Genomic DNA, 22,646 nt, shown 5'->3' with positions numbered 1-22,646 from the left:
GTGGAGCGGCACATAGGGCCGTTCCGGACGGTCACCGTGCTCGGCCAGGGCGGGATGGGCCGGGTGGTGCTGGGGGTGGCGCCGGACGGGCGGTACGTCGCGGTCAAGCAGGTGCATGCCGAGCTGGCCGAGGACGACGGGTTCCGGGCGCGGTTCCGCCGCGAGGTGGATGCCTCGCGGCGGGTGGCCGGCGGCTACGCCGCGGCCGTGATCGACGCCGACCCCGATGCCGAGATTCCGTGGCTCGCCTCGCAGTTCGTGCCGGGGCCCTCGCTGAGCCGGGCCGTGGAGACCGCCGGGCCGCTGCCCGAGGAGGCGGTGCGCAGGCTGGCCGCCGGGCTCGCGCACGCCCTGGCCGACGTACACCGGGCGGGGCTGATCCACCGGGACCTCAAACCGTCCAACGTGCTGCTCGCGGAGGACGGCGTACGGGTCATCGACTTCGGCATCGTGCGCGCGGTGGGGGACCAGACGCGGATCACGCACGACGGCTCGCTCATCGGGTCGCCCTCGTTCATGTCGCCCGAGCAGGTCCTGGGGCAGGAACTCACCCCGGCCAGTGACGTGTTCTCGCTCGGCGCGACCCTCGTCATGGCCTGTACGGGGAAGGCGCCGTTCGTCGGGAGTTCGGTGCCGCGGATCCTGCACGAGGTCGTGCACGCCGAACCGGACCTGAGCGAGGTACCGCCCGGCCTGCGCGGGATCATCGCGCCGTGCCTGGCCAAGGACCCGGCCGACCGGCCGACGCCGCAGGAGCTGCTCGCGCTGATCGGCCCCGTCGAGCCGTCGGCGCGGCCGTGGCCGGAGGCGGTGAACACGCTGATCCACGACCAGCTGGTCGTGATGGGCGCACTGGTGCGCCAGGCCACGCGTCCCGAAACGGCTCCCGAAGCGGTTCCCGTGTGGCGCCGCCGCCGGACCCGGCCGCTGATCGCGGCCGTGGCGGGCCTGGCGGCCGTGGCCGCCATCGGGCTGACCGTGGGGCGGCCCTACGTCGTGGAGGCCTACCGCCAGGTCGTACCCGAGCCCGTGCCGACGCCCGGCACGACACCGCTGGCACAGCGCAAGGACGTGTACCCGGCGTCGCCCCCGCACTGTGAGCAGACCGTTTCCAAGCTGAGCGTGCCGTCCGGGTTCGAACCCGCAGGCGGGGGAAGTCCGCAACAGGCGTCGGGCGCGGAGGAGGTCGACTGCAACTGGGCAACCCGGACCGGTGACCAGATCCGGGTCGAGTGGCGGTTCTTCACGAGCTTGAAGGGCAAGGGCACCGGGGCCGAGCAGGCGAAGAAGTACCACGAGGCTTCCTACGCCCGCGGCAAGACCCGGCGCGAGCTCGCCCTCGGGTTCGCCGAGGAGGGGCTGTGGCAGCCGCCGGACTTCGAGGCGGATCCGAGCTGCAAGCTGCGCGTACGGGACGTCAACATGACGGTCGTCGTCTCGGTGAACGGGCCCCATTACCCGCCCGGCGAATGTGAGGCCTTCACCCGGGAGTTCGCCGGGCGGGCCGTGGACGTGGTGAGGGGATCATGAGACCACTGGGGGCGTCGGATCCTGCCGTGGCGGGGCCGTACCGGCTGCTCGCCGAGATCGGCCGGGGCGGCATGGGCCGCGTGCTGCTCGGCGCCGCACCGGACGGGCGGCTCGTCGCCGTCAAGCAGGTGCACGCCCGCCTCGCCGACGACGACGGCTTCCGCGTCCGTTTCCGGCGTGAGGTCGCCGCCTCGCGCAAGGTCTCCGGCGCCTACACGGCGGCCGTCCTCGACGCCGACGCGGAGGCGGCCGCTCCGTGGCTGGCCTCGGTGTTCGTGGCCGGGCCCGCGCTGGGGGCCGCGGTGGAGAGCGCGGGGGCGCTGCCCGAGGAGACCGTACGGCGGCTCGCCGCCGGGCTGGCGACGGCCCTCGCGGAGATCCACCGGGCGGGCCTGGTGCACCGGGACCTCAAGCCCGACAACGTGCTGCTCGCCCGGGACGGGGTACGGGTGATCGACTTCGGCATCGCCCGGGTGGCCCGGCCCGGCGAGGTCACCGAGCTGACGCGGGCAGGGACGGTGATCGGCTCGCCCGCGTTCATGTCGCCCGAGCAGGCCGAGGGCGGTGAACTGACCCCGGCGAGCGACGTGTTCTCCCTGGGGTCGGTGCTGGTCATGGCCGCGACGGGGCGCAGCCCCTTCGTGGCGCCGACGGTGGCGCTGACCCTGTACAACGTCGTGCACACCGAACCCGACCTCCTCGGCCTGCCGCCGGGCCTGCGCGGCCTGGTCACCCGGTGCCTGGCCAAGGACCCGGCAGCCCGGCCGTCCCCGGCCGAGATCCTGGGCCTGACCGGCACGGCCGACGGCACGCAGTGGTCGCACGCGGTCGACCGCATGGCCGCCGCACAGCAGGAGGAGATCGACCGGCTGCTCCGGGACCCGGACAGCACGGCCCGGCCGGCGGATGCGCCTTCCGGCCCGGACGCGGACCCGGACGCGGCGACCGCCACCGCCCCGCGCGCGGTCCGCCCGGAACGGGCGCACGCGCCACGCGGCATGCGCCTGCGCCGCAGGAGCCTGCTGCTGTTGGCGGGGGCCCTCGTGGCGGCCGTGGCCGCAGCCACGTACCTGCTGCGCGAGAAGGAGGAGCCGCCGCCGCGCCCGCCGGCCGAAGCGGACCGGTACCTGAGCGTGCCGCGCTGCGCGGAGGCGGCCGGGAAGCTCCCGCTGCCGGCCCGGAACGAGAAGAAGGACACGTACAGCAACGAGGCCAGCTGGGCGTCTGCGCACTGCGCGTGGCTGCCGGCCTACGACGCGGCCCACGAGAACGAGCCGCCGCCGTACGCCTCCGTCGATTGGAGACTGGAGCGCAGCGGCCGCAGCGGGGACAGCGGGACGGAGCGCCTGCGGATCGGCTTCGGCCACACTCGCACCGAGACCGGTCTCGGGGTGGGGGACCAAGCGGAGTGGAGGCCGAAAGCGCTGGAAACGGAAATCTGCCGGCTGCACGTGCGCGACGGCAACCTCGTGGTGGAGGTGGCCCTCGGCGGTGCGGAGCATCCCGCCGCGACCTGTGAGGCCGAGGCCAAGGAGGTCGCCCGCGCCGCGCTGGCGGCCGTCCCGCGCTGAGCGCGGGCCGAGTGGAGAGATTGGGACGGGGCGGGATGGAAGACCTGGAGCCCTCGGGGCCGAAGCACGTGGGGCCGTTCGACGTGCTCGGAGTGCTGGGGCAGGGCGGTATGGGGCGCGTGCTGCTGGCGGCCGGGCCGGACGGGCGGCTCGTCGCCGTCAAGCAGGTGCTCGCGCACTTCGCCGACGACGAGAGCTTCCGGGCCCGTTTCCGGCGTGAGGTCGCCGCCTCGCGCAAGGTGTCCGGCGCCTACACGGCGGCGGTGATCGACGCCGACGCGGACGCCCCGACGCCCTGGCTCGCCTCGGTGTTCGTGCCCGGGCCGTCCGTGGGCGCCGTCGTCGAGAAGGCCGGGGTGCTGTCGGAGGACGTCGTACGGCGCCTCGCGGCCGGGCTGGCGTCGGCCCTGGCGGAGATCCACCGGGCCGGGCTGGTGCACCGGGACCTCAAGCCCGCCAACGTGCTGCTCGCCGAGGACGGCGTACGGGTCATCGACCTGGGCATCGCGCGGGCGACGGAGCCGGAGGCCGAGGGGGACACCGGGCTGACGCGGACCGGGTGGGTCGTCGGCTCGCCCTCGTACATGTCGCCCGAGCAGGCCGAGGGCAAGCCGCTCACACCGGCCAGTGACGTGTTCTCGCTCGGCTCGGTGCTGGTCATGGCGGCGACCGGCCGCAGTCCGTTCACCGGGTCCTCCACCCTCCGGACGCTCTACGACGTGGTGCACGCCGAGCCCGACCTGAGCGCCGTTCCGGCGGGGCTGCGCGAGATCGTCGCGAGCTGCCTGGCCAAGGACCCGGCCGCCCGGCCGTCCCCGGCGAGGCTGCGCGAGCTGATCGGTCCGGTGGCTCCGGCGGGCCGCCAGTGGCCGTCCGCCGTGTACGGGATGATCGCCGCGCAGCGGGCGGACATCGACCGGCTGCTCGACGGCCACGGCCCGGCCGAGCCGTTGGAGCCGACCGCCCCGGCCCCGGTACCCGAACCCGCACCTGAACCGCGGAAGGGACCGGCCACGGCGGACACGGAGGAGCCCCCGCCGAGTGACCCGCGGATCCCGCCCGTCCCGACTGCCCCGCCCGTCGCGCCGGAGGACGCTCGCCCGCGCAGCCCGTGGCGACGTCCGCGCCGGATCGCGGCCCTGGCGGCGGCCGGTGTGCTCCTCGTGGCCGGTACCGGCGTCGCGCTGTACGTACGGGACCGGGTCACGGCTCCCCTCGCCTACACGACCGTCCCCAGCTGCAACGTGGCCCACAAGGAACTGCCGTTGGTGGGGGAGCTGTCGGCCTTCGACACCTGGTCCGAGACGGCCGAGCGTGCGCAGTCGGGCTGCAACTGGGAGGGGCGCCGGAACTCCGCCTCACCGGCCGCGCAGGTCCGCTGGGACCTCACTCTCGGCGGGGAAGCGACTGCCAACGCGGGTACCCAGCGGGAGCGTTTCCGCCTGGAGGCCGCCGGTCAGCGCGAGGCACCCCGCCTCGGGTTCGGTACCGAGGCCTACTGGGGCTCCCCCACGACCGACTGGAACTGTGTCCTTTCCGTCCGGGAGGGCAACCTCTCCGTCTGGGTGGGCCTCTCCGCGAAGCCGTACGCCAAGGGCGACTGCGAGACGAAGGCGAAGGAGGTCGCCCGCGCCGCGCTGAAATCCGCCACCCGCTGATCCGGCCGTGTCCGGGCGGTCTAACCGCGGCGGGAAACAGGGGCCTCGGCCGTCACCATGAGGCGGGCGGTCAGGCCCGCGAGGAGCAGGCAGACGACCGCCCACCAGGGCGGGGCGTGGATGCTGCCGACCAGCGCCCCGCCGATCCCCTGACCCACGAGCTGGGCCGTGACGACGGCGGCCGAGGCCGCGCCCGCGTGCTCGGGGAGGGTGGCGGCGGTCGCGGTGGCGAAGATCGGCATGAACGCCAGGCCGACACCCAGGCCGGCGAGGATCATGAAGGGGAGCAGGGCCGGGTATCCGCCCCCGGTATCGACGCCGATGATGGTCAGGGCCACCCCGAGCGGCGTGATCACCAGGCCCGCCACGATGAGGACACGGGGCGCCACGCCGCGGTGCAGCAGGCGGGGGGAGACCTGGGTGGAGCCGATGGCGATCGCGGCGGCCATGGGTGACATGGCCAGTCCGGCCTGGGGTGCGGAGTAGCCGAGGACCGCCACCAGAATGCGGGCCAGGGCCGGCAGCAGGGCGAGGACGCCCGCACCGGCGAGGAGCATGGTGAGGAAGCCGCCGAGCCTGCTGCGGTCCCCCAGGACGTACGGCGGAAGGAGCGGGTTCGACGAACGGCTCTGCCACCACAGGAAGGCCGCGAGCAGGACGACGCCCCCCGCGAACAGAGTCACGATCCCGGAGTCGGCCCAGCCCGACGACGCTTTGACGGAGCCGTAGACGAGGCCGGCGGTCCCGAGGGCGCTGAGCAGCACGCCGGGCAGGTCGAAGCGGGTGCCGGTGCGGTCCGGGCGGTCGTGCGGCAGGACGCGCGTTCCGGCCAGGGCGATCAGGGCGAGGAGCGCGACGACGGCCAGGACCGGCCTCGGGGGCAGCCCGCCGGCCGCGATTCCCAGCACCGGCCCGCCGATGCTGATCGTGGCGTAGACCCCGAAGGCCCTGATCCGTTCCTTCGGTTCGGGGAAGCCGGTGGCCACCAGGGTCAGCGCTGCCGCCGTCACCAGTGCGCCGAAGCCGCCCTGCAGGGTGCGGGCCAGGTTCAGCGGCCCGAAGAGCGAGGCTCCGGTCGAGCTGCCGAGCGCACAGGCAGCCGCGAGCCCCACCAGGCCAATGCCCAGCGTCCGTTTGCTCCCCACGCGGTCGGCGATGTGCCCGCCGAGCAGCAGCAGTGCGCCGAAGGGGACCGCGAAGGCGTAGAAGTCCTCGACATCACGGCTGAGGGTGAAGGGGTTCCAGGTCGTCGCCGCGAGCAGCACCGCCAGCTGTGCCAGCGCGACCACCGCCAGGCCCCGCCGGCGGCGGGACGACGGGTCGGGGACGCCGTCGGCCGGAGCGGTCGGGGTGTAGGCAGGGGCGGCCGGGGCGCGGGGAGCGGTCTCCGTCACGGGCATGGCAGCGGGGGTTTCGGGGCGCGCCGCGGGAACGTAGTCCAGCAACTGGGCGGCATGCCGCCCCAGCTGGGCCAGGACCTCGCCCGGCAGCCAGATCCCTCCATCGTCCCCGCCGGTGCGGGCGGCGATCTGCGCCGGGGTGGGCCGGTTGGCCGGGTCCTTCTCCAGGCAGGCGCGTACGAGGTCGAGGAGTGGCTCCGGCACGTCCGTGAGGTCGGGCTCCTCCTCGGCGATCCGGAAGAGGTGGGCGTTCAGGCCGGTGTCGGTGGCGCCGAAGAGGAGGCGTCCGGTGGCGGCGTACACGAGGGTGGCGCCGAGGCAGAAGACGTCGCTGGAGGGGGTGAGTGCGAGGCCGCGGACCTGTTCGGGCGACATGAAGCCGGGGGAGCCGATCAGCATGCCGGTGCGGGTGTGCAGGCTGTCGCCGGTCAGGCTGTCCATCGCCCGGGCGATGCCGAAGTCGATGACGCGGGGTCCGTCCACCGTCACCAGGACATTGGACGGTTTGAGGTCGCGGTGGATCAGGCCCGCCTCGTGCACGGCCTGCAGCGCGAGGGCGAGGCGGTTGGCGAGAATGCGGACCGAGTGCTCGGGCAGCGGGCCGAAGTCCCGGGCGACGACGCTGGTCAGATCGGGTCCGGCGATGTACTGGGTGGCCACCCACGGCACTTCGACCTCGGTGTCCGTGTCCGCGTCGAGTACGTCCGCCGTCCAGCTCCCGCCCACCCGCCGGGCCGCCGCCACCTCGCGGGCGAAGCGCCTGCGGAACTCGGGCTGGGCCGCGTACTCGGGCTGCACGACCTTGACCGCGACCGTGCGGCCGACCTCTGAGCGGCCGAGGTAGACCAGGCCCATGCCGCCCGCGCCCAGGCGGGCGATGAGGCGGTAGGGGCCTACGTGCGTCGGGTCATCGACGGTTAACGGGTCCACATCAGGAATCTAGCCGAGGCCGTCGGCACAGGGTGAGGAACAGGTGAGATCGGCGACGGCGTGCGCGTCCACCCCGCGATGAAAGAACACGGCGATCTGACCTTCCGTCAGATTGGAACGTGTTCTAGTCTGCCGCGCATGGGCATCGGAATCACGCAAGAGCAGCGGGAGTTGGCCGAGGCTGTGCGCGGGTGGGTGGCGCGGGCCGTGCCGCCCGAGGCGGTGCGCAAGCTCCTCGACACCCCGCCGCAGACGGGGGTGCGGCCGGCCTACTGGGACGCGATGACCGCTCAGGGGCTGCTGGAGCCGCACCTTGAGGGCGGGACCCTCCTCGACCTGGCCGTCGTGGTCGAGGAGGCGGGCCGGGCCGCTCTGCCCGGGGCCTTCCTGCCGAGCGCGCTGGCCTCCGTGCTGCTGGACCGGGCCGGGGCGGAGCCCCTCGCGGGCCGGGTCGGGGCCGTCGCGCTCGGACCCGGCACCCTGACCGCCGTCGCCGTCGAGGGCGGCGGGCACCTGCTCGACGGGCTCGCGCCCCCGGTGCTCGGCGCGGGCGAGGCCGACCTCGTCCTGCTCGCCGCCGAAGCCGCGCACGGCACCCGCTGGTTCGCCGTCGCCGCCGCCGCGCTGGACATCCGTACGCACGAGAGCGCCGACCCGACCCGCCCCACCGCCGAGGTGCGGGCGCGCGGGGTCACGGTCCCGGCCGGCCGGCTGCTGGAGCTGGACGCGACCCTGGTCCGCGACCTGGCCTGCACGCTCTTCGCCGCCGACGCCTGCGGCACCGCGGCCTGGGCGCTGCACACGGCCGCCGAGTACGCGAAGGTGCGCGAGCAGTTCGGTCGGCCCATCGGGCAGTTCCAGGCCGTCAAGCACCTGTGCGCGGACATGCTGGTCCGGCTCGAGCAGGCCCGGGCGCTGGCCTGGGACGCGGCCCAGGCGATGGGCGAGGCGGCGGAGGTGCGGTCGCTGGTCGCCGCCCTCGCGGCCGGGAGTGCGCTCGACACCGCCTACACGTGCGCCAAGGACTGCATCCAGGTGCTCGGGGGGATCGGCTTCACCTGGGAGCACGACGCCCACGTCCACCTGCGCCGGGCCCTGGTCGCCCGCCAGCTGCTGGGGCCCGGGGACGGGCACCGCGTACGGGCCGTACGGCTCGCGGCGGCGGGCGCGCGGCGGGAGCTGCGCCTGGAACTCCCGGCCGGGGCCGAGGCGTACCGCGCGAAGGCCCGTACCGCCATCGAGGACGCGCGCGGGCTCGACCCGGTGGCCGCCCGCCGGATCCTGGCGCCCACCGGCTACGCCGCCCCGTACCTCCCGCCCCCCTACGGCCTCGGCGCCGGCCCCGTCGAACAGCTCGTCGTGCAGCAGGAGCTGCGGGCCGCAGGGGTCAAGATCGCCGATCTCTCGATCGCCACCTGGGTCGTGCCCTCGCTGATCGCCTACGGGACGGACGCACAGCGGGAGGCCTACGTCCTGCCGACCCTGCGCGGGGACGTCACCTGGTGCCAGCTCTTCTCCGAGCCGGGCGCGGGCTCCGACCTGGCCTCGCTGCGGACGAGGGCCGAGCGGACCGCCGACGGCTCCTGGAGGGTCAACGGGCAGAAGGTGTGGACGAGTTCCGCGCACAGCGCCGACTACGGGATCCTGCTGGCCCGGACCGACCCGGACGCGCCCAAGCACAAGGGGCTCGGCTACTTCGTCGTCGACATGCGCACCACCCCCGGCATCGACGTCCGGCCGCTGAAGGAGATCACCGGGGAGGCCCTCTTCAACGAGGTCTGGTTCGACGACGCGCTGCTCCCGGCGGACGCGCTGGTCGGCGCCGCCGACGGCGGGTGGAAGGTCGCCCGGAACACCCTCGGCAACGAGCGGGTCCACATGGCCGACCAGATGAGCTTCGACAGTGGCCTGGAGGCGCTCCTCGCCCGCTCCGCCGACCTCGACGGGACGTACAGGGCGCGGATCGGCGCGCTGGCCGCCGAGGCGCACGCGCTGGCCTGCATCGGGCTGCGCACCACGCTCCAGCAGGTCTCGGGGCTGGAGCCGGGCGCGGGCGCGTCCGTACGCAAACTCGTCCAGACCCCGCACCAGCAGCGGACCGCCGAGCTCGCGCTCGAACTGCTGGGACCGGCGGGCGCGGTACGGGAGGGGGCGGGCGAGCGGGCGGTGCACGGGATGCTCATGTCCCGCTGCCTGACCATCGCCGGGGGCACCACGCAGGTCCAGCTCAATGTCGTCGCCGAGCGGATCCTCGGCCTTCCCAGGGACTAGGAGTCAGCGCAATGAAGTCGTACATCGTGGGCGTCGGCATGACGAAGTTCGAGAAGCCGGAGTCGAGGGACTGGCAATACTGGGACATGGCGAAGGAGGCCGGGTCCGCGGCGCTGGCCGACGCGGGGGTGGGGTACGACCTGGTCGAGCAGGTGCCGGTGGGGTACTGCTTCCAGGCCTCCACGGCCGGGCAGCGGGCCGTGTACGAGCTGGGGCTGAGCGGGGTCCCCGTCTACAACGTGAACAACAACTGCGCGACGGGCTCGACGGCGCTGATGATGGCGCGGCAGTTCGTGCAGGGCGGCATCAGCGACTGCGTGCTGGCGCTCGGCTTCGAGAAGATGAAGCGCGGTGCGCTGGGGGGTGGCGCGGACGGTGGTGACTTCAAGACGTCGCCGGTCGCCCGGCACTACGGGATCATGGCCGCGGGCCACGGCTTCGAGATGTCCCCGCCGACCGCGCAGATCTTCGGGAACGCGGCGCGCGAGCACATGGAGCGGTACGGGACCACGGCCGCGCAGCTGGCGGCGGTCGGCGCGAAGAACCACCGGCACTCGGCGAACAACCCGAACGCGCAGTTCCAGGACGTGTACTCGGTCGAGGAGATCCTGGCGGCCAAGGAGATCCACTCGCCGCTGACGAAACTGCAGTGCTCGCCGACGTCGGACGGCGCGGCGGCGGCTCTCGTCGTGTCGGAGCGGTTCGTGGTGATGCACGGGCTGCACGACAAGGCGGTGGAGATCGTCGCCCAGTCGATGACGACGGACACGGAGGCGTCCTTCTCGTCGGGCTCGTGCATCGACGTGGTCGGCAAGCCGATGACGGCGGCGGCGGGGCGGCAGGTGTACGAGGCGTCCGGGCTCGGCATCGAGGACGTCGACGTGATCGAGCTGCACGACTGCTTCTCGGTGAACGAGCTGCTGACGTACGAGGCGCTGGGCATGTGCGAGGACGGCGCCGCCGGAAAGCTGGTGGAGTCGGGCGCGACCACGTACGGCGGGCGCTGGGTGGTCAACCCCTCCGGCGGGCTGATCTCGAAGGGCCACCCGCTCGGTGCCACCGGTCTGGCGCAGGCGGCGGAGCTGGTCTGGCAGCTCCGCGGCGAGGCGGGCCCCCGCCAGGTCGCGGGCGCCCGGGTCGGCCTGGCACACAACATCGGCCTGGGCGGCGCGGCGGTGGTGACGCTGCTGCGCAGGTAGACGGGGCGCGGCGGCTCAGGCGTGCCAGATTCCGAGCAGGGCCGCGAAGAAGCAGACGGCGGCGGCCGGTACCACCCAGGGGGAGGTGCCCGCAGAGCGGGCCGATCGGGAGAAGCGCGCGAGGGCGGCCGCGTTGAACAGCCCCGCGGCGAGGCAGTAGGCCGCCCAGAGCGGCTCGAACAGCCAGGCGGGCGATTCGAAGTAGAAGTTGTAACCCAGCAGCCAGGCGTCGAGCTGGGTGACGACGAGGAAGAGGTGCACGGCGAGGATCCAGGGCATCGTCAGGATGACCGCCAGGTGACGCGGATACCAGCTCGCGTCGTCACCCAGCCCGACGCCGCCGGTCATGGCCCACAGCGCGCAGAACGCGAGGAGGACGGCGTACGTGCGGGAGAGCGGTTCGCTCCAGGCCCGTATCGCGGCCTGCCTGATGAGGAGGGCGAGGGACTCTTCTACGGTGGGCATGGGTCACCTGGTGTCTCATGGGTCGCGCAATGGTAAAGCAAAGGACGGGGTGGTGTGCGCATTGCGCACACCACCCCGTCGAACGTCGCGATTCACGGCGCACCGCCATTTTCAGCGGCGGGATTGAATGAGGTTTGCGTCGGCTCAGTCGATGCAGAACTCGTTGCCCTCGATGTCCAGCATCGGGATGCACGACTCGTTGACGCCATCGGCACGCAGTACCTGCACGCATACCGCACCGAGCGCGACCAGTCGTGCGCACTCGGCCTCAAGTACGGCGAGGCGCTCATCACCCACGAGCCCGGTGCCGACCCGCACGTCGAGGTGCACCCGGTTCTTGGCGACCTTGCCTTCGGGAACGCGCTGGAAGTACATGCGCGGGCCCACACCTGTGGGGTCCATGCAGACGAACGCCGCGCCCTGACGCTCGGGCGGCAGCGAGCGGTCGAAGTCGTCCCAAGTGGCAAATCCCTCCGGCAGCGGCGGTACGACATACCCCAACACCTCGCACCAGAAACGGGCGACGCGCTCGGGTTCCGCGCAGTCGAAGGTGACCTGGAACTGCTTGATCGTTGCCATCAGGTCACCGTAACAGGGGGGCGCTGATGCTCAATTCCTTTTCAGGAGCGGCATGTTGATCGGGCGGATGGTCCTGTAGAACGGCATTTTCAGGGCGCACCGAGGGCCGGGTCGATCACCGTTTCGCCCATCGAGGCGCGGCGGATCGCATCGGCCAGGTCCTCGACCGGGCCGTCGCGCAGGACCAGCCCCGCCGCGCCCGCCGCGAGGGCCGCGGGCAGCAGGCCCGGGCGGGCCGAACCCGCCAGGACCAGCACCCGGCACTCCGGATCCTCCGCCAGCAGTCCGGGAACGGCGCCGGCCTCCTCCACCAGCGCCACCGCGGGCCGCGCCAGCGTGTCCCGTACGACCTCGATGTCCGGCTGGAGGCCGAGCTGGAGCGCCAGGGCCGGGTTCGGGGGATCCAGCAGGACGCGCAGCGCGCGGGCCGGACGGTGTTCCACGGGCATTTCGTCCACCGGGAAAGCCTATCTGACATGGAGTCAGGAGGCTTCCCGACAGTCCCCCCGTGAGTCTTCACAACTGTCGGGGCGTGCGTTATACATTCCCTCACCGGCCGGACCTAGAACGCGTTCTAGAACCAGCCGGTCCCGTATGCGACCTCGGTGCGGCCGACGGTGCGGACGGCCGCACCGAGGTCTTCCACGGCCCGGCTCTTCAACGACAGGGAGCAGCATCCTCATGCCGATCGATGCCGCCAAGGCCCTCGCCGCCGACCCCCGCCAGGGGGACATCGGCTGGGACCACAAGGACATCCAGCTCTACCACCTCGGCCTCGGCGCCGGCCTCCCGGCCACCGACCCCGACGAGCTGCGCTACACCCTGGAGTCCAAGCTCCACGTCCTGCCCAGCTTCGCGACCGTCGCCGGCGCCGGCATGGCCATGCTGGGCGGCCTCGCCGCACCCGGGATCGACGTCAACCTCGCCGCGGTCCTGCACGGCGGCCACTCCATCGAGCTGCACCGGCCCATCCCCGTCAAGGGCCGGGCCACCTCCAGCTCCAAGGTCGCCGCCGTCTACGACAAGGGCAAGGCGGCCGTGATCGTGCTGCGCTCCGAGGTCGCGGACGCCGACGGGCCGCTGTGGACCAGCGACGCGCAGATCTTCGTACGCGGAGAGGGCGGATTCGGCGGCGAGCGCGGGCCCTCCGCCCGCGAGGAGCTGCCCGGCCGGGCGCCGGACCGGGTCGAGGACAGAACCATCCGCGAGGAGCAGGCGCTCCTCTACCGCCTCTCCGGCGACTGGAACCCCCTGCACGCCGACCCCGAGTTCGCCAAGACGGCCGGCTTCGACAAGCCGATCCTGCACGGCCTGTGCTCGTACGGGATGACCCTCAAGGCCGTCGTCGACACGGCCCTCGGCGGGGACGTGTCCCGGGTCCGCGCCTACCGCACGCGCTTCGCCGGGATCGTCTTCCCCGGCGAGACGCTGCGCATCCGGATGTGGCAGGAGCCCGGCCGCGTCCTGGTGTCGGTGACCGCCGTCGAACGGGACGACGCGCCGGTCCTCGCCGACACCGTCGTCGAACACGCGTAGGGGGTGTCCGGCGGATCACGGCCGGGCCCGGGCCGCCTGGCACCGCACCTTGCCGCGTTGTCGTCGGTCGTCGATGCTCCGCATGGACTCCCTCCTCCGCCTTGCAATGCACGGCACCAGACGACCCGGGCAATCCGACCCTGATCCGCCGGACACCCCCTCATCCACAGAAGGAGCCGCACCGTGCGCGCAGCACTGCAGAGCGAGATCGGCCAGGACAAGCTCGAAGTGGTCGACGACATGGAGGCCGTGGGCCTCGGCCCCGGCAAGGTGAAGATCCGGATCAAGGCCACCGGCCTGTGCCACTCGGACCTCTCCGCGATGAGCGGCGTCCTGCCGCAGCCCGCCCCCTTCATCCCGGGCCACGAGGGCTCCGGAGTGATCTCCGACGTCGGCGACGGGGTCACCGGTCACAAGCCCGGCGACCGCGTCCTCGTCTGCTGGCTGCCGCCGTGCGGCCACTGCCCGTCCTGCAAGCGCGGCCAGGGCCACCTGTGCCTGGAGAGCCTGGTCAACGCGGGCACCCCCAACTTCCGCCGCGCGGGAGGCGACATCTTCGGCTTCGCCGCCACCGGCACCTTCGCCGAGGAACTCGTGGTCGACGCCAAGTGCGCCGTCCCGATCCCCGACGACGTGCCCTTCGACATCGCCGCGCTCATCGGCTGCGGCGTCACCACCGGCCTCGGCGCGGCCATCAACACCGCCAAGGTGGAGGCCGGTTCCTCGGTCGCCGTCATCGGCTGCGGCGGCGTCGGCATATCCGTCATCCAGGGCGCCAAGGTCCAGGGCGCGGCGCAGATCATCGCCGTCGACCCGGTGGAGTCGCGGCGCGAGGCCGCCCTGCGGTTCGGCGCCTCCGAGGCGGTCGCCCCGGACGCCTTCGACGACGCCAAGAACCGGATCACCGGCGGCGAGGGCTTCGACTACGTCTTCGAGGTCGTCGGCAAGTCCGCCACCGCGCAGACCGCGTACAAGATGACCCGGCGCGGCGGCAGCGTGGTCATCGTCGGCGCGGGCGCCATGGACGACAACTTCCAGATCGACATGTTCTCGCTCTTCTTCGACGAGAAGAAGATCCTGCCCTCGATGTACGGCGGCGGGGACGTGCTCCGCTCCTACGAGCGCACCATCGCGCTGTGGCGGGCCGGCCGGGTGGACCTGGCGGGTCTGATCACGCACCGGGTGCAGCTCGCCGAGATCAACGACGCACTCGACCAGATGCGTACGGGCGTGGCCCTGCGCACCTGCATCGAACTCTGACCCGCTCCGAGATCTGCGAGAGGAACCGTACAGATGTCACTGCCACTTGAGGGGCTCAGCGCCATCGTCACGGGCGCGGGCCGCGGCCTCGGCCGGGCCGAGGCGATCGAGCTCGCACGGCTCGGCGCGAGCGTGGTCGTCAACGACTTCGGGCAGCCCGGCCGGGACGGCTCCGGGGAGGCCTCGGCCTCCCCGGCACAGGAGGTGGCCGCGGAGATCCGCGCCGCGGGCGGCCGGGCGGTGGCGCACCTGGGCGACGTGGCCGACTTCGAGCAGGCGCGCGAGCTGGTGGACCTGGCGGTGGTCAGCTTCGGCAAGCTCGACATCCTGGTCAACAACGCGGGCATCCTGCGCGACCGGATGGTCTTCTCGATGTCCGAGGAGGAGTGGGACTCGGTGATCCGGGTCCACCTCAAGGGCCACTTCAACACCACGCACTTCGCGTCCGTGCACTGGCGCGAGCGGTCGAAGGCGGCGGGCGGGCCGGTCTACGGCCGGATCGTCAACACCTCCTCCGAGGCCTTCCTCGGCGGCTCGGCCGGCCAGCCGAACTACGCGGCGGCCAAGGGCGGCATCGTGGGCCTGACCACCTCCACCGCCCTGGCCCTCGCCAAGTACGGGGTGACGGCCAACGCCATCTGCCCGCGCGCCCGCACCCGGATGACCGAGGACGTCTTCGCGGGCTTCCAGGTCCCGGAGGAGGGCAAGCTGGACGCCCTCGCCCCCGAGCACGTCTCCCCGCTCGTCGGCTACCTGGCCTCACCGGCCGCCGCGAAGGCCAACGGGCAGCTGTTCGTCGTGCACGGCGGGATCGTGGTCGTGATGGAACGCCCGAGGGTGGCGGCGAAGTTCGACACGACCAAGGAGGCCTTCTCCTACGAGGAGCTCGACGAGGTCCTGACCCCGCACTACGACTCCCGCCCGGCGAACGAGACCTTCGCCGCGACGGAGGTCCTGGGCCTCAAGCACGGCTGATCCGCGGCGCTGCGGCGGCGGGTCCGGGTCGTGCACCCAGACCCGCCGCCGCGCTGGTCAGCGGGCCGACAGGAAGCCCAGAGGCCCGTGCAGATCGGCCGGCTCCCGGTAGTGCACGCCGGTCATCGCCCGTGCCTATCGCAGCGGGGCCTGCTGGAGGGGGATGGGGCGCGTCGGGGGCGGTGGGACGGGGTCCAGGCGGACCGGCGGGGGAGGGGAGACCGGCAGGCTCATCCCGACGATCCCGCAGGGGACTTCGGGGGTCGCGTACGGGAGGTGCAGGCGGCCCTGCGGACTCCACAGGCCCGTCCCGCCGAGCCAGCCCGCGGGCGCCCCGAGCCGGAAGAGGTGCCGGTCGGCGGGGCGCCACAGCCCGATCCCGCCGTCGGGCAGCCGCAGGGCCACCCCGCTGGTCTCCGGCATCAGCGCCTGGCCGGGCTGCACGGCGAACGGGTGCGCGTCCCCCAGCCGCAAACACTCCGGGAAGCGGACCGGCAGCGAACTGCCCAGCACCCCCCAGCCCAGGCGCGGTTCGCCCGGCGCGTCCGATCGGATCAGCAGCAGGCCGCTGTCCGGGTCGGCCAGCAGCAGCCGGTCGTCGCTGGCCTCGGTGATCTGGAGCAGCGGGGAGACCTCGCCGCCGCGCACCAGGTCGACGGCGACGGCCTTGGTGGTGCCGTCCAGCTCGCGGTCCAGGGCCAGCAGCCGGCCCACGCGGTCCAGCCATACGCCGCCGGAGCAGCGGCCCGGGATCCGGGCGACCCGCTCCGGCCCGGAGCGGCCACCGGCCACCCGCCACACCGTGGTCCCGGCGTCGGTCACGGCCAGGGCGAAGGCGTCGCGGCCGTCCGGGGACGGGGGCAGCAGGCGGACCCGTACGTCCCTTCCTTCCTCCGGCTCCACCGCACCCAGCTGGAGCTCCCCGGTGCGCGGCCCGGCAGCGGCGCCCGTCGGGTACAGCAGGGCGAAGGCGTGCCGCTCCGCCACCCGCCGGTGGATCAGCACCCGCCCGTCGGTCAGGGGCAGCAGCTCGCTGTCGGCCTCCTCGGGCTGCGCGAGCGGCAGCGGCACCGCGTACGGCTCGGGCCCGGCCAGGGTCCAGCGCTCCGCGTAGAGCGCCTCGCCGTTCCCTGCGAGGCGGGCGGCGTACGACCCGTCCGCGGCGATCGTGAACGGGCCCGTGGTCGTCATTTCGATGGCACAGACAGTCATCCGTGCTTCACCTCCGGTGGCGAAGCTAGTTTTCGCCGTTCCTGACGAACAGTGCGGCCAAGCCCGCTTCACACATACGGGTGGCCGGGCGGCGATTCGTCTTTGGCTCAGGAGACGGTTGTGCTGTGCAAGATCCGGGCGCTCACCCGCCCCGGCCGTCGTGGGGCCGGGAGCAGGGCCGGGGCGGGGCCCGTCCTGGCGGGGACGGTCGCACCGGACGGTAGCCTTGGCCCGTGCCCCGTCTCTCTGAAGTCATCGCCGCGCTGGACGCTCTCTGGCCCCCCTCGCGGGCCGAGCAGTGGGATGCCGTCGGCACCGTCTGCGGCGACCCCGAAGCCGAGGTCTCCCGGGTGCTGTTCGCCGTGGACCCCGTACAGGAGATCGCCGACGAGGCGGTGAAGCTGGGCGCCGACCTGATCGTCACCCACCACCCCCTCTATCTGCGCGGCACCACCACCGTCGAGGCCGGCACCTTCAAGGGCCGCGTCGTGCACACGCTGATCAAGAACGACATCGCGCTGCACGTCGCCCACACCAACGCCGACACCGCCGACCCCGGTGTCTCCGACGCCCTCGCCGGCGCCCTGGACCTGCGGATCACCGGCCCGCTGGTGCCCGACGCCACCGACCCGGCCGGCCGCCGGGGCCTGGGCCGGATCTGCGAACTGGACCACCCCGAGACCCTGCGCGAGTTCGCAGCCCGCGCCGCGGCCTCGCTGCCGGCGACCGCCCAGGGCATCCGCGTCGCCGGCGACCCGGACGCGCAGATCCGCCGCATCGCCGTCAGCGGCGGCTCCGGCGACAGCCTCTTCGACCAGGTCAGGGCGGCGGGCGTGGACGTCTTCCTCACCGCCGACCTGCGCCACCACCCGGTGTCCGAGGCCCGCGAGCAGAGCCCGCTCGCCCTCGTCGACGCCGCCCACTGGGCTACCGAATGGCCCTGGTGCGAGCAGGCCGCCGCACAGCTCGACGCGATTTCCGAGCGCCATGGCTGGGGTCTGCGTACCCATGTCTCGCGCACGGTCACCGACCCGTGGACGGCGCACGCGCCGTCCGACGTTTCCTCACCTCCCTCTTCTATCTCAGGAGCCCCCAACTGAACGCCGAGCCCGCCGACCAGATCCGACTTCTCGACGTCCAGGCCCTGGACGTCCGGCTGTCTCAGCTCGCCCACAAGCGCAAGTCGCTGCCCGAGCACGCCGAGGTCGACTCGCTGACCAAGGACCTCACCCAGCAGCGCGACCTGCTCGTCGCCGCCCAGACGCAGGCCAGCGACGCCGCGCGCGAGCAGACCAAGGCCGAGCAGGACGTGGACCAGGTGCGCCAGCGCGCGGCCCGCGACCAGCAGCGCCTGGACTCCGGCGTGGGCATTTCGGCCCGGGACCTGGCGAACCTGCAGAGCGAGGTCGTCTCCCTGGCCAAGCGGCAGGGCGACCTGGAGGACGTGGTCCTGGAGGTCATGGAGCGCCTGGAGGCCGCGCAGGAGCGGGTCACCGAGCTCACCGACCGCGTCGCCGGCCTGGAGACCAAGCTGGCGGACGCCATCGCGCGCCGTGACGCGGCCACCGGCGAGCTCGACGCCGAAGCCGCCAAGATCGCCAAGGACCGCGAGGTCATCGTCGCCTCCATGCCGGCCGACCTGATGGCGCTGTACGAGAAGATCCGCGTCAAGCAGGGCGGGGTCGGTGCCGCGCGCCTGTACCAGCGCCGCTGCGAGGGCTGCCGCCTGGAGCTCGACATGGCCGAGGTCAACGAGATCAAGGCCGCGGCCCGCGACCAGGTCGTGCGCCACGAGAACTGCGGCCGCATCCTGGTCCGTACGGCCGACTCGGGCATCTGATGCCGCGCTTTGTCGTGGAGGCGGACGGCGGCTCCCGGGGCAACCCGGGGCCCGCCGGCTACGGCGCGGTCGTCCTCGACCCGGCGACGGGCGAGACGCTGGCCGAGCGCGCGGAGTACATCGGCGTCGCGACGAACAACGTGGCGGAGTACAAGGGCCTGATCGCCGGGCTCAAGGCGGCGCGTGAACTGGCGTCGGACGCGCAGGTCCTGGTCCGGATGGACTCCAAGCTGGTCGTCGAGCAGATGTCCGGCCGCTGGAAGATCAAGCACCCGGACATGAAGCCGCTCGCGGCGGAAGCGGCGACGATCCTGCCCCGCTCCCAGGTCACGTACGAGTGGATCCCACGCGAGAAGAACAAGCATGCGGACCGGCTCGCCAACGAGGCCATGGACGCGGGCAAGCGCGGCAAGCAGTGGGAGCCGTCGGCCTCCAGCGCCGCCCTGGACCACGGCGCCGCGCGCGCCGTAGCCTCCGGCGGTGTTCCGGGGGACGTGGCGAAGGGCGCCGCAGCCGTGCGCGCCGCCCTTGCCTCCGGCTCCGGTACGGGCACCCGCGCGGCCGAGGCCGCGCCCGCGCGGGCCGGCTCCGCCGAAGCGGGCGGCACCGGCACGCTCTTCGCGCAGCCCGGGCCCGGCGCCGCCGGACAGGCCCCCGCGGCGGCCCCCGCCGCGGGCACGGGCTGGGGGCCCGACATGGGCACCCCCGCCACCTTCGTGCTGCTGCGCCACGGCGAGACCGCCCTCACCCCGCAGAAGCGCTTCTCCGGGAGCGGGGGCTCCGACCCCGAGCTGTCACCTGCCGGGCGGCGCCAGGCCGCGGCCGTGGCCGAGGCGCTCGCCGCGCGCGGCACCGTGCAGACGGTCATCAGCTCCCCGCTGCGCCGCTGCCGCGAGACCGCGCAGGCCGTCGCCGACCGCCTCGGCCTCGACGTGACCGTCGAAGAGGGCCTGCGCGAGGTGGACTTCGGCGCCTGGGAGGGCCTGACCTTCGCCGAGGTGCGCGAGCGGTTCCCCGACGACCTCCAGGGGTGGCTGGACTCCCCGAAGGCGGCCCCCACGGGCGGCGGCGAGAGCTTCATGGCCGCCACCCGCCGGATCTCGGCGACCCGCGACCGACTGCTCGCCGCGCACGCGGGCCGTACGGTGCTGCTGGTCACCCACGTGACCCCGGTCAAGATCATGGTCCGCCTCGCCCTGGGCGCCCCGCCGGAGTCCCTGTTCCGCATGGAACTCTCGGCGGCCTCCCTGTCGGCGGTGGCCTACTACGCCGACGGCAACGCCTCGGTACGGCTGCTGAACGACACGTCCCACCTGCGCTAGCCGCACATCCGAAAGGGCCCCCGCCCCGATAGCCCGATGGCGGGGGCCTCTCTCACCGCGTCTTCATCAGGGTGCGGGCTTCAGGTGGCTGAGGGCTTCCACCGACCGGGCCAGGGCGCGGGCCATGTTGCGGGCTTCGGCCTGGGCGGATTGGATCGCGCCGCTCGCCTCCCGCGCGTACCGGCCGGGCCGTTCTCCGTCCGTGGTGGCCCAGTCGTCGTCACGCCGGAGCATGTGCCGCTCCAGGTGGCGTAAGGCGTCTTCGAGGTGACGGGCCAGGTCGAGCAGGCTTCCGGCCACGGAGGCGATCTCGGCGGGGCTTCCGTAGGCTTCGCGGGGGTCGGTGGTCGTTTCGGCGAGTTCGCGTATGAGAGCGGCGGCAGCGGCCGCGGGGTGATCGGTCATGGGTGCGAGCGTGCCCCATGACGTGCCCCTGCGAGGGGCATTCGTGTCAGCTGCCGAGATCCGGGCAGCCGCCGGCGTTCGCGGCACCCCGAACGGAGTGGAAAGGGCAGACGAGCCGGCCTGTACGCCGGGTTCTGTCACCCGGTGACCTCGCGGTCGCCGGGGAGACGGCCATCCATCTAGGACCGGCGTTGCCGCCGGCCTCGTGCGGTCTACCCGCGAACTCGGGCGAGCAGCCCTCAAGCGTCCGCGCAGACCCGTCCGAAGACGGATCCTCTTGACCTTGCTCCGGGTGGGGTTTACCTAGCCGCCTGAGTCACCTCAGGCGCTGGTGGTCTCTTACACCACCGTTTCACCCTTACCGGGGACCGAAGCCCCCGGCGGTCTGTTTTCTGTGGCACTGTCCCGCGGGTCACCCCGGGTGGGCGTTACCCACCACCCTGCCCTGTGGAGCCCGGACGTTCCTCGGCGGGATCCTCAAGATCCCGACGCGGCCGCCCGGCCGACTCGTCTGCCGTGGCGACCATGCTACCGGCTGTGCCGACGCGGCTTGACCTTGCCGCAGCGGCAGGGTTTCTACTGGAGGGCATGCGGATCGGAGAGATCGCCGCGTTGGTCGGGGTCACCACCCGGGCGATCCGGCACTACCACGATGTCGGGCTGCTCCCGGAGCCGGAGCGGCGACCCAACCGCTACCGGGCCTATAGCGTCCGTGACGCCGTCCTGCTGGCCCGCGTACGGCGGCTCACCGAGCTCGGGCTGAGCCTCGACGAAGTGCGGGACGTCCTCGCCGACGACGCCGGGCGCGAACTGGCCGACGTACTCGAAGAGCTCGACGCCAACCTGGCCCGCCAGGAGGCCGAGATCGGCGAGCGCCGGCGGCGGCTCGCGGCGCTGCTGGCCGCGGCGCCCGGGGAGGGCGAGCCGCTCTCGCCCGCGCTCGCCGCGCTGCTGGCGAAGGCGCCCCGACGGTCTCGCGTGCCGCCGCGAAGGACGCCGGGGCAGGTCAGGCCGGGGCGAACAGGACCTTCGCCGTGCCCGGGTCCGCCTCCGCCAGCAGGACCCGCAGGCGCTCGCCCAGCGGCAGCTCCCGCGAGGCGGACACGATGCGGCCGACCACCGCCGGGTCGGTCAGATGGACCGTGCCGACCTTCGGCTCCCGGTCGTCGACGTCGATCACCATCGCCTCGAAGACCTCCCCGACGCGGTTCTTGAGCAGCGCGGCCTCGACCAGGTCCACGCACTCCCGCTCGGCCTTGTTGGCGAGCCGGGTGCCGTCCGCCATCTCCTCGGGGAGCGCGTCCAGCGCCGCCACCGCCCAGCGCGGGGGCTCAGCCCCGGCCACCGCCGCCAGGCACAGCTCGCCCGAGTATCGGTCGACCAGCCGGCGCAGCGGCGCCGTGCAGTGGGCGTACGGGGCCGCGACCGCCGCGTGGAGCGCCGGGTCCGGGGCCTCGCCGCCGGTGAAGACGGTGTATCCGGCGCCGCGCAGAAGGGCCGTGCACTCCTGGAGGAAGGCCGCGTGGTCGGGACGGTGCGGATCGAGGGAGCGCACGAGTTCGGCGTACGGGACGTGGTGCGGCCAGTCGATCCGCAGGGCCTTCGCCGCCCGCCGGAGCCTGCCGACGGCGCCGTCGGGCGCGGTGGGCAGGGTGCGCAGGATGCCGGTCCCGGCGGCCAGCATCAGATCGGCGGCGGCGATGCCGGTCATGAGGGAGATCTGGGCGTTCCAGCCGTCCGCGGGCAGCGGGGCGCGGTAGGCCAGGGTGTACGAGTCCCCGTGCCCGACGATCTCCTGCTCGGGCACGTTCAGCGAGATGCCGCCGCGCTCCACTTCGAGGGCCTCGCGGAGCAGCCCGATGTCCTTCAGGAGGGCGAGGGGCTCCTCCGCCGTGCCGGTGTCGATGGCCTTCTGGACGCCGTCGTAGTCGAGCCTGGCGCGGCTGCGTACGAGGGCGCGACGGACATCGGTGGTCTCCACCCGGCCCTCGGCGTCGAGGTCGAGGCGCCACAGCAGCGCCGGTCGGGGCTGGTCGGGCAGCAGGCTGGCCGCGCCCTCCGAGAGCACGGCCGGATGCAGCGGGACCTTCCCGTCGGGGAAGTAGAGGGTGGTGACGCGGCGGTGGGCCTCGGCGTCCAGCGGGCCGCCCGGGGTGACGAAGGCGGCGACGTCGGCGATGGCGTAGTGGACCCGGAAGCCGCCGGTGGACCGTTTCGCCAGGTGCATGGCCTGGTCGAGGTCGACGGAGGACGGGGGGTCGATCGTGAAGAACGGGATGTCGGTGGCATCGGCCCCGGGCAGGCGGGGTTCCCGGGCCGCCCGCCCGGCCTCGGCGAGCACCTCGGCCGGGAACTCCTCCGGTACGTCCAGCTTCGTCCGCAGTTCACGCAGCGCGGCCCGCAGGGCAGCCCCGTCTGCGCCTGTCATGTGCATAAGACGGCGTGGCATGGATCGAGCGTATGGGCGGCGGGCCCGGACGGCATGGCGAGCCG

18 protein-coding genes, 1 other RNA gene and 1 pseudogene are annotated in these 22,646 nt (G+C 73.3%); 12 read left to right on the top strand and 8 right to left on the bottom strand.

The window, feature by feature from the left end; translation table 11 throughout:
- The 3 genes from OG429_RS12790 to OG429_RS12780 are packed head-to-tail and all read left to right on the top strand — an operon-like array spanning window position 1 to window position 4,759.
- Window positions 1-1,530, top strand: coding sequence for a serine/threonine-protein kinase (locus OG429_RS12790; protein WP_328925440.1), 1,530 nt, complete (start codon window positions 1-3; stop codon window positions 1,528-1,530).
- Entirely contained in the window at window positions 1,527-3,101 is a 1,575-nt protein-coding gene (locus tag OG429_RS12785; protein ID WP_328925439.1) for a serine/threonine-protein kinase, read from the top strand. The genes OG429_RS12790 and OG429_RS12785 overlap by 4 nt, the downstream gene beginning before the upstream one ends.
- A 35-nt stretch (window positions 3,102-3,136) precedes the next feature.
- A complete protein-coding gene (locus OG429_RS12780; protein WP_328925438.1) occupies window positions 3,137-4,759 on the top strand; it encodes a serine/threonine-protein kinase in 1,623 nt (540 codons plus the stop codon).
- Between the two features lie 20 nt (window positions 4,760-4,779).
- Here the strand turns inward: OG429_RS12780 and OG429_RS12775 are convergent, their stop codons facing one another.
- Entirely contained in the window at window positions 4,780-7,089 is a 2,310-nt protein-coding gene (locus OG429_RS12775; RefSeq protein ID WP_328925437.1) for an MDR family MFS transporter, read from the bottom strand.
- A 138-nt stretch (window positions 7,090-7,227) separates the two neighbouring features.
- Here OG429_RS12775 and OG429_RS12770 point away from each other — a divergent pair, with 138 nt between their 5' ends.
- Both OG429_RS12770 and OG429_RS12765 read left to right on the top strand, forming a co-directional pair.
- Window positions 7,228-9,360: an acyl-CoA dehydrogenase gene (locus OG429_RS12770; RefSeq protein WP_328925436.1), complete on the top strand. Its 2,133-nt coding sequence runs from the start codon at window positions 7,228-7,230 to the stop codon at window positions 9,358-9,360.
- 11 nt (window positions 9,361-9,371) lie between these two features.
- Window positions 9,372-10,559 carry a lipid-transfer protein gene (locus OG429_RS12765; protein ID WP_328925435.1) on the top strand — a complete coding sequence of 396 codons (1,188 nt, stop codon included), beginning with the start codon at window positions 9,372-9,374 and terminating at the stop codon, window positions 10,557-10,559.
- 15 nt (window positions 10,560-10,574) lie between these two features.
- Here the strand turns inward: OG429_RS12765 and OG429_RS12760 are convergent, their stop codons facing one another.
- From OG429_RS12760 to OG429_RS12750, 3 genes are all read right to left on the bottom strand, one after another.
- Complete coding sequence (locus OG429_RS12760; protein WP_328925434.1) at window positions 10,575-11,024, bottom strand: hypothetical protein; 450 nt, start codon at window positions 11,022-11,024, stop codon at window positions 10,575-10,577.
- A gap of 144 nt (window positions 11,025-11,168) precedes the next feature.
- On the bottom strand, window positions 11,169-11,603 hold the full coding sequence (locus OG429_RS12755; protein ID WP_328925433.1) for a VOC family protein: 435 nt from the start codon (window positions 11,601-11,603) through the stop codon (window positions 11,169-11,171).
- Window positions 11,604-11,692: 89 nt separating this feature from the next.
- On the bottom strand, window positions 11,693-12,052 hold the full coding sequence (locus tag OG429_RS12750; RefSeq protein ID WP_328930256.1) for a DNA-binding response regulator: 360 nt from the start codon (window positions 12,050-12,052) through the stop codon (window positions 11,693-11,695).
- Window positions 12,053-12,284: 232 nt separating this feature from the next.
- Between OG429_RS12750 and OG429_RS12745 the strand changes: the two genes are divergently transcribed.
- The 3 genes from OG429_RS12745 (at window position 12,285) to OG429_RS12735 (ending at window position 15,374) form a co-directional block, all read left to right on the top strand.
- On the top strand, window positions 12,285-13,139 hold the full coding sequence (locus OG429_RS12745; RefSeq protein WP_328925432.1) for a MaoC/PaaZ C-terminal domain-containing protein: 855 nt from the start codon (window positions 12,285-12,287) through the stop codon (window positions 13,137-13,139).
- A 183-nt stretch (window positions 13,140-13,322) separates the two neighbouring features.
- Window positions 13,323-14,399, top strand: a complete 1,077-nt coding sequence (locus OG429_RS12740) for a Zn-dependent alcohol dehydrogenase (protein WP_328925431.1) — start codon at window positions 13,323-13,325, stop codon at window positions 14,397-14,399.
- Between the two features lie 33 nt (window positions 14,400-14,432).
- Window positions 14,433-15,374, top strand: a complete 942-nt coding sequence (locus tag OG429_RS12735) for a 3-oxoacyl-ACP reductase (RefSeq protein WP_328925430.1) — start codon at window positions 14,433-14,435, stop codon at window positions 15,372-15,374.
- A 135-nt stretch (window positions 15,375-15,509) separates the two neighbouring features.
- Here OG429_RS12735 and OG429_RS12730 read toward each other — a convergent pair whose 3' ends face one another.
- Window positions 15,510-16,586 (bottom strand): hypothetical protein, encoded by a 1,077-nt coding sequence (locus tag OG429_RS12730; RefSeq protein ID WP_443051251.1) that lies wholly within the window; start codon window positions 16,584-16,586, stop codon window positions 15,510-15,512.
- A 233-nt stretch (window positions 16,587-16,819) separates the two neighbouring features.
- On the opposite strand from OG429_RS12730, the gene OG429_RS12725 reads away from it, so the two are divergent.
- The 3 genes from OG429_RS12725 to OG429_RS12715 are packed head-to-tail and all read left to right on the top strand — an operon-like array spanning window position 16,820 to window position 19,748.
- Window positions 16,820-17,686, top strand: coding sequence for a Nif3-like dinuclear metal center hexameric protein (locus tag OG429_RS12725; RefSeq protein WP_328925428.1), 867 nt, complete (start codon window positions 16,820-16,822; stop codon window positions 17,684-17,686).
- Window positions 17,683-18,426 carry a zinc ribbon domain-containing protein gene (locus tag OG429_RS12720; protein ID WP_328930255.1) on the top strand — a complete coding sequence of 248 codons (744 nt, stop codon included), beginning with the start codon at window positions 17,683-17,685 and terminating at the stop codon, window positions 18,424-18,426. Before OG429_RS12725 ends, OG429_RS12720 begins: the two co-directional genes overlap by 4 nt.
- Complete coding sequence (locus OG429_RS12715; RefSeq protein ID WP_328925427.1) at window positions 18,426-19,748, top strand: bifunctional RNase H/acid phosphatase; 1,323 nt, start codon at window positions 18,426-18,428, stop codon at window positions 19,746-19,748. Before OG429_RS12720 ends, OG429_RS12715 begins: the two co-directional genes overlap by 1 nt.
- A 66-nt stretch (window positions 19,749-19,814) precedes the next feature.
- Here OG429_RS12715 and OG429_RS12710 read toward each other — a convergent pair whose 3' ends face one another.
- Together OG429_RS12710 and rnpB are read right to left on the bottom strand one after the other, a co-directional pair.
- Complete coding sequence (locus tag OG429_RS12710) at window positions 19,815-20,153, bottom strand: DUF6197 family protein (RefSeq protein ID WP_328925426.1); 339 nt, start codon at window positions 20,151-20,153, stop codon at window positions 19,815-19,817.
- 107 nt (window positions 20,154-20,260) lie between these two features.
- Window positions 20,261-20,663: RNase P RNA component class A (gene rnpB / locus OG429_RS12705), an RNA gene on the bottom strand.
- 15 nt (window positions 20,664-20,678) lie between these two features.
- On the opposite strand from rnpB, the pseudogene OG429_RS41430 reads away from it, so the two are divergent.
- Window positions 20,679-20,933: pseudogene (locus OG429_RS41430) on the top strand (MerR family transcriptional regulator); the annotation flags it as partial.
- A gap of 226 nt (window positions 20,934-21,159) precedes the next feature.
- On the opposite strand, the gene OG429_RS12700 reads toward OG429_RS41430, so the two are convergent.
- Window positions 21,160-22,602 carry an RNB domain-containing ribonuclease gene (locus OG429_RS12700; protein ID WP_328925425.1) on the bottom strand — a complete coding sequence of 481 codons (1,443 nt, stop codon included), beginning with the start codon at window positions 22,600-22,602 and terminating at the stop codon, window positions 21,160-21,162.
- Between the last annotated feature and the right edge of the window lie 44 nt (window positions 22,603-22,646).

The sequence above is a fragment of the Streptomyces sp. NBC_00190 genome (genome assembly GCF_036203305.1).
Lineage (GTDB): Bacteria > Actinomycetota > Actinomycetes > Streptomycetales > Streptomycetaceae > Streptomyces.
This window is presented reverse-complemented; position numbering and strand designations above follow the sequence as displayed.

Coding starts and splice junctions, on each gene's coding strand:
- OG429_RS12760 (WP_328925434.1), bottom strand. CDS start 11,024: ATGCCCACCGTAGAAGAGTCCCTCGCCCTCCTCATCAGGCAGGCCGCG.
- OG429_RS12765 (WP_328925435.1), top strand. CDS start 9,372: ATGAAGTCGTACATCGTGGGCGTCGGCATGACGAAGTTCGAGAAGCCG.
- OG429_RS12785 (WP_328925439.1), top strand. CDS start 1,527: ATGAGACCACTGGGGGCGTCGGATCCTGCCGTGGCGGGGCCGTACCGG.
- OG429_RS12770 (WP_328925436.1), top strand. CDS start 7,228: ATGGGCATCGGAATCACGCAAGAGCAGCGGGAGTTGGCCGAGGCTGTG.
- OG429_RS12780 (WP_328925438.1), top strand. CDS start 3,137: ATGGAAGACCTGGAGCCCTCGGGGCCGAAGCACGTGGGGCCGTTCGAC.
- OG429_RS12745 (WP_328925432.1), top strand. CDS start 12,285: ATGCCGATCGATGCCGCCAAGGCCCTCGCCGCCGACCCCCGCCAGGGG.
- OG429_RS12755 (WP_328925433.1), bottom strand. CDS start 11,603: ATGGCAACGATCAAGCAGTTCCAGGTCACCTTCGACTGCGCGGAACCC.
- OG429_RS12730 (WP_443051251.1), bottom strand. CDS start 16,586: ATGACTGTCTGTGCCATCGAAATGACGACCACGGGCCCGTTCACGATC.
- OG429_RS12750 (WP_328930256.1), bottom strand. CDS start 12,052: ATGCCCGTGGAACACCGTCCGGCCCGCGCGCTGCGCGTCCTGCTGGAT.
- OG429_RS12735 (WP_328925430.1), top strand. CDS start 14,433: ATGTCACTGCCACTTGAGGGGCTCAGCGCCATCGTCACGGGCGCGGGC.
- OG429_RS12715 (WP_328925427.1), top strand. CDS start 18,426: ATGCCGCGCTTTGTCGTGGAGGCGGACGGCGGCTCCCGGGGCAACCCG.
- OG429_RS12700 (WP_328925425.1), bottom strand. CDS start 22,602: ATGCCACGCCGTCTTATGCACATGACAGGCGCAGACGGGGCTGCCCTG.
- OG429_RS12710 (WP_328925426.1), bottom strand. CDS start 20,153: ATGACCGATCACCCCGCGGCCGCTGCCGCCGCTCTCATACGCGAACTC.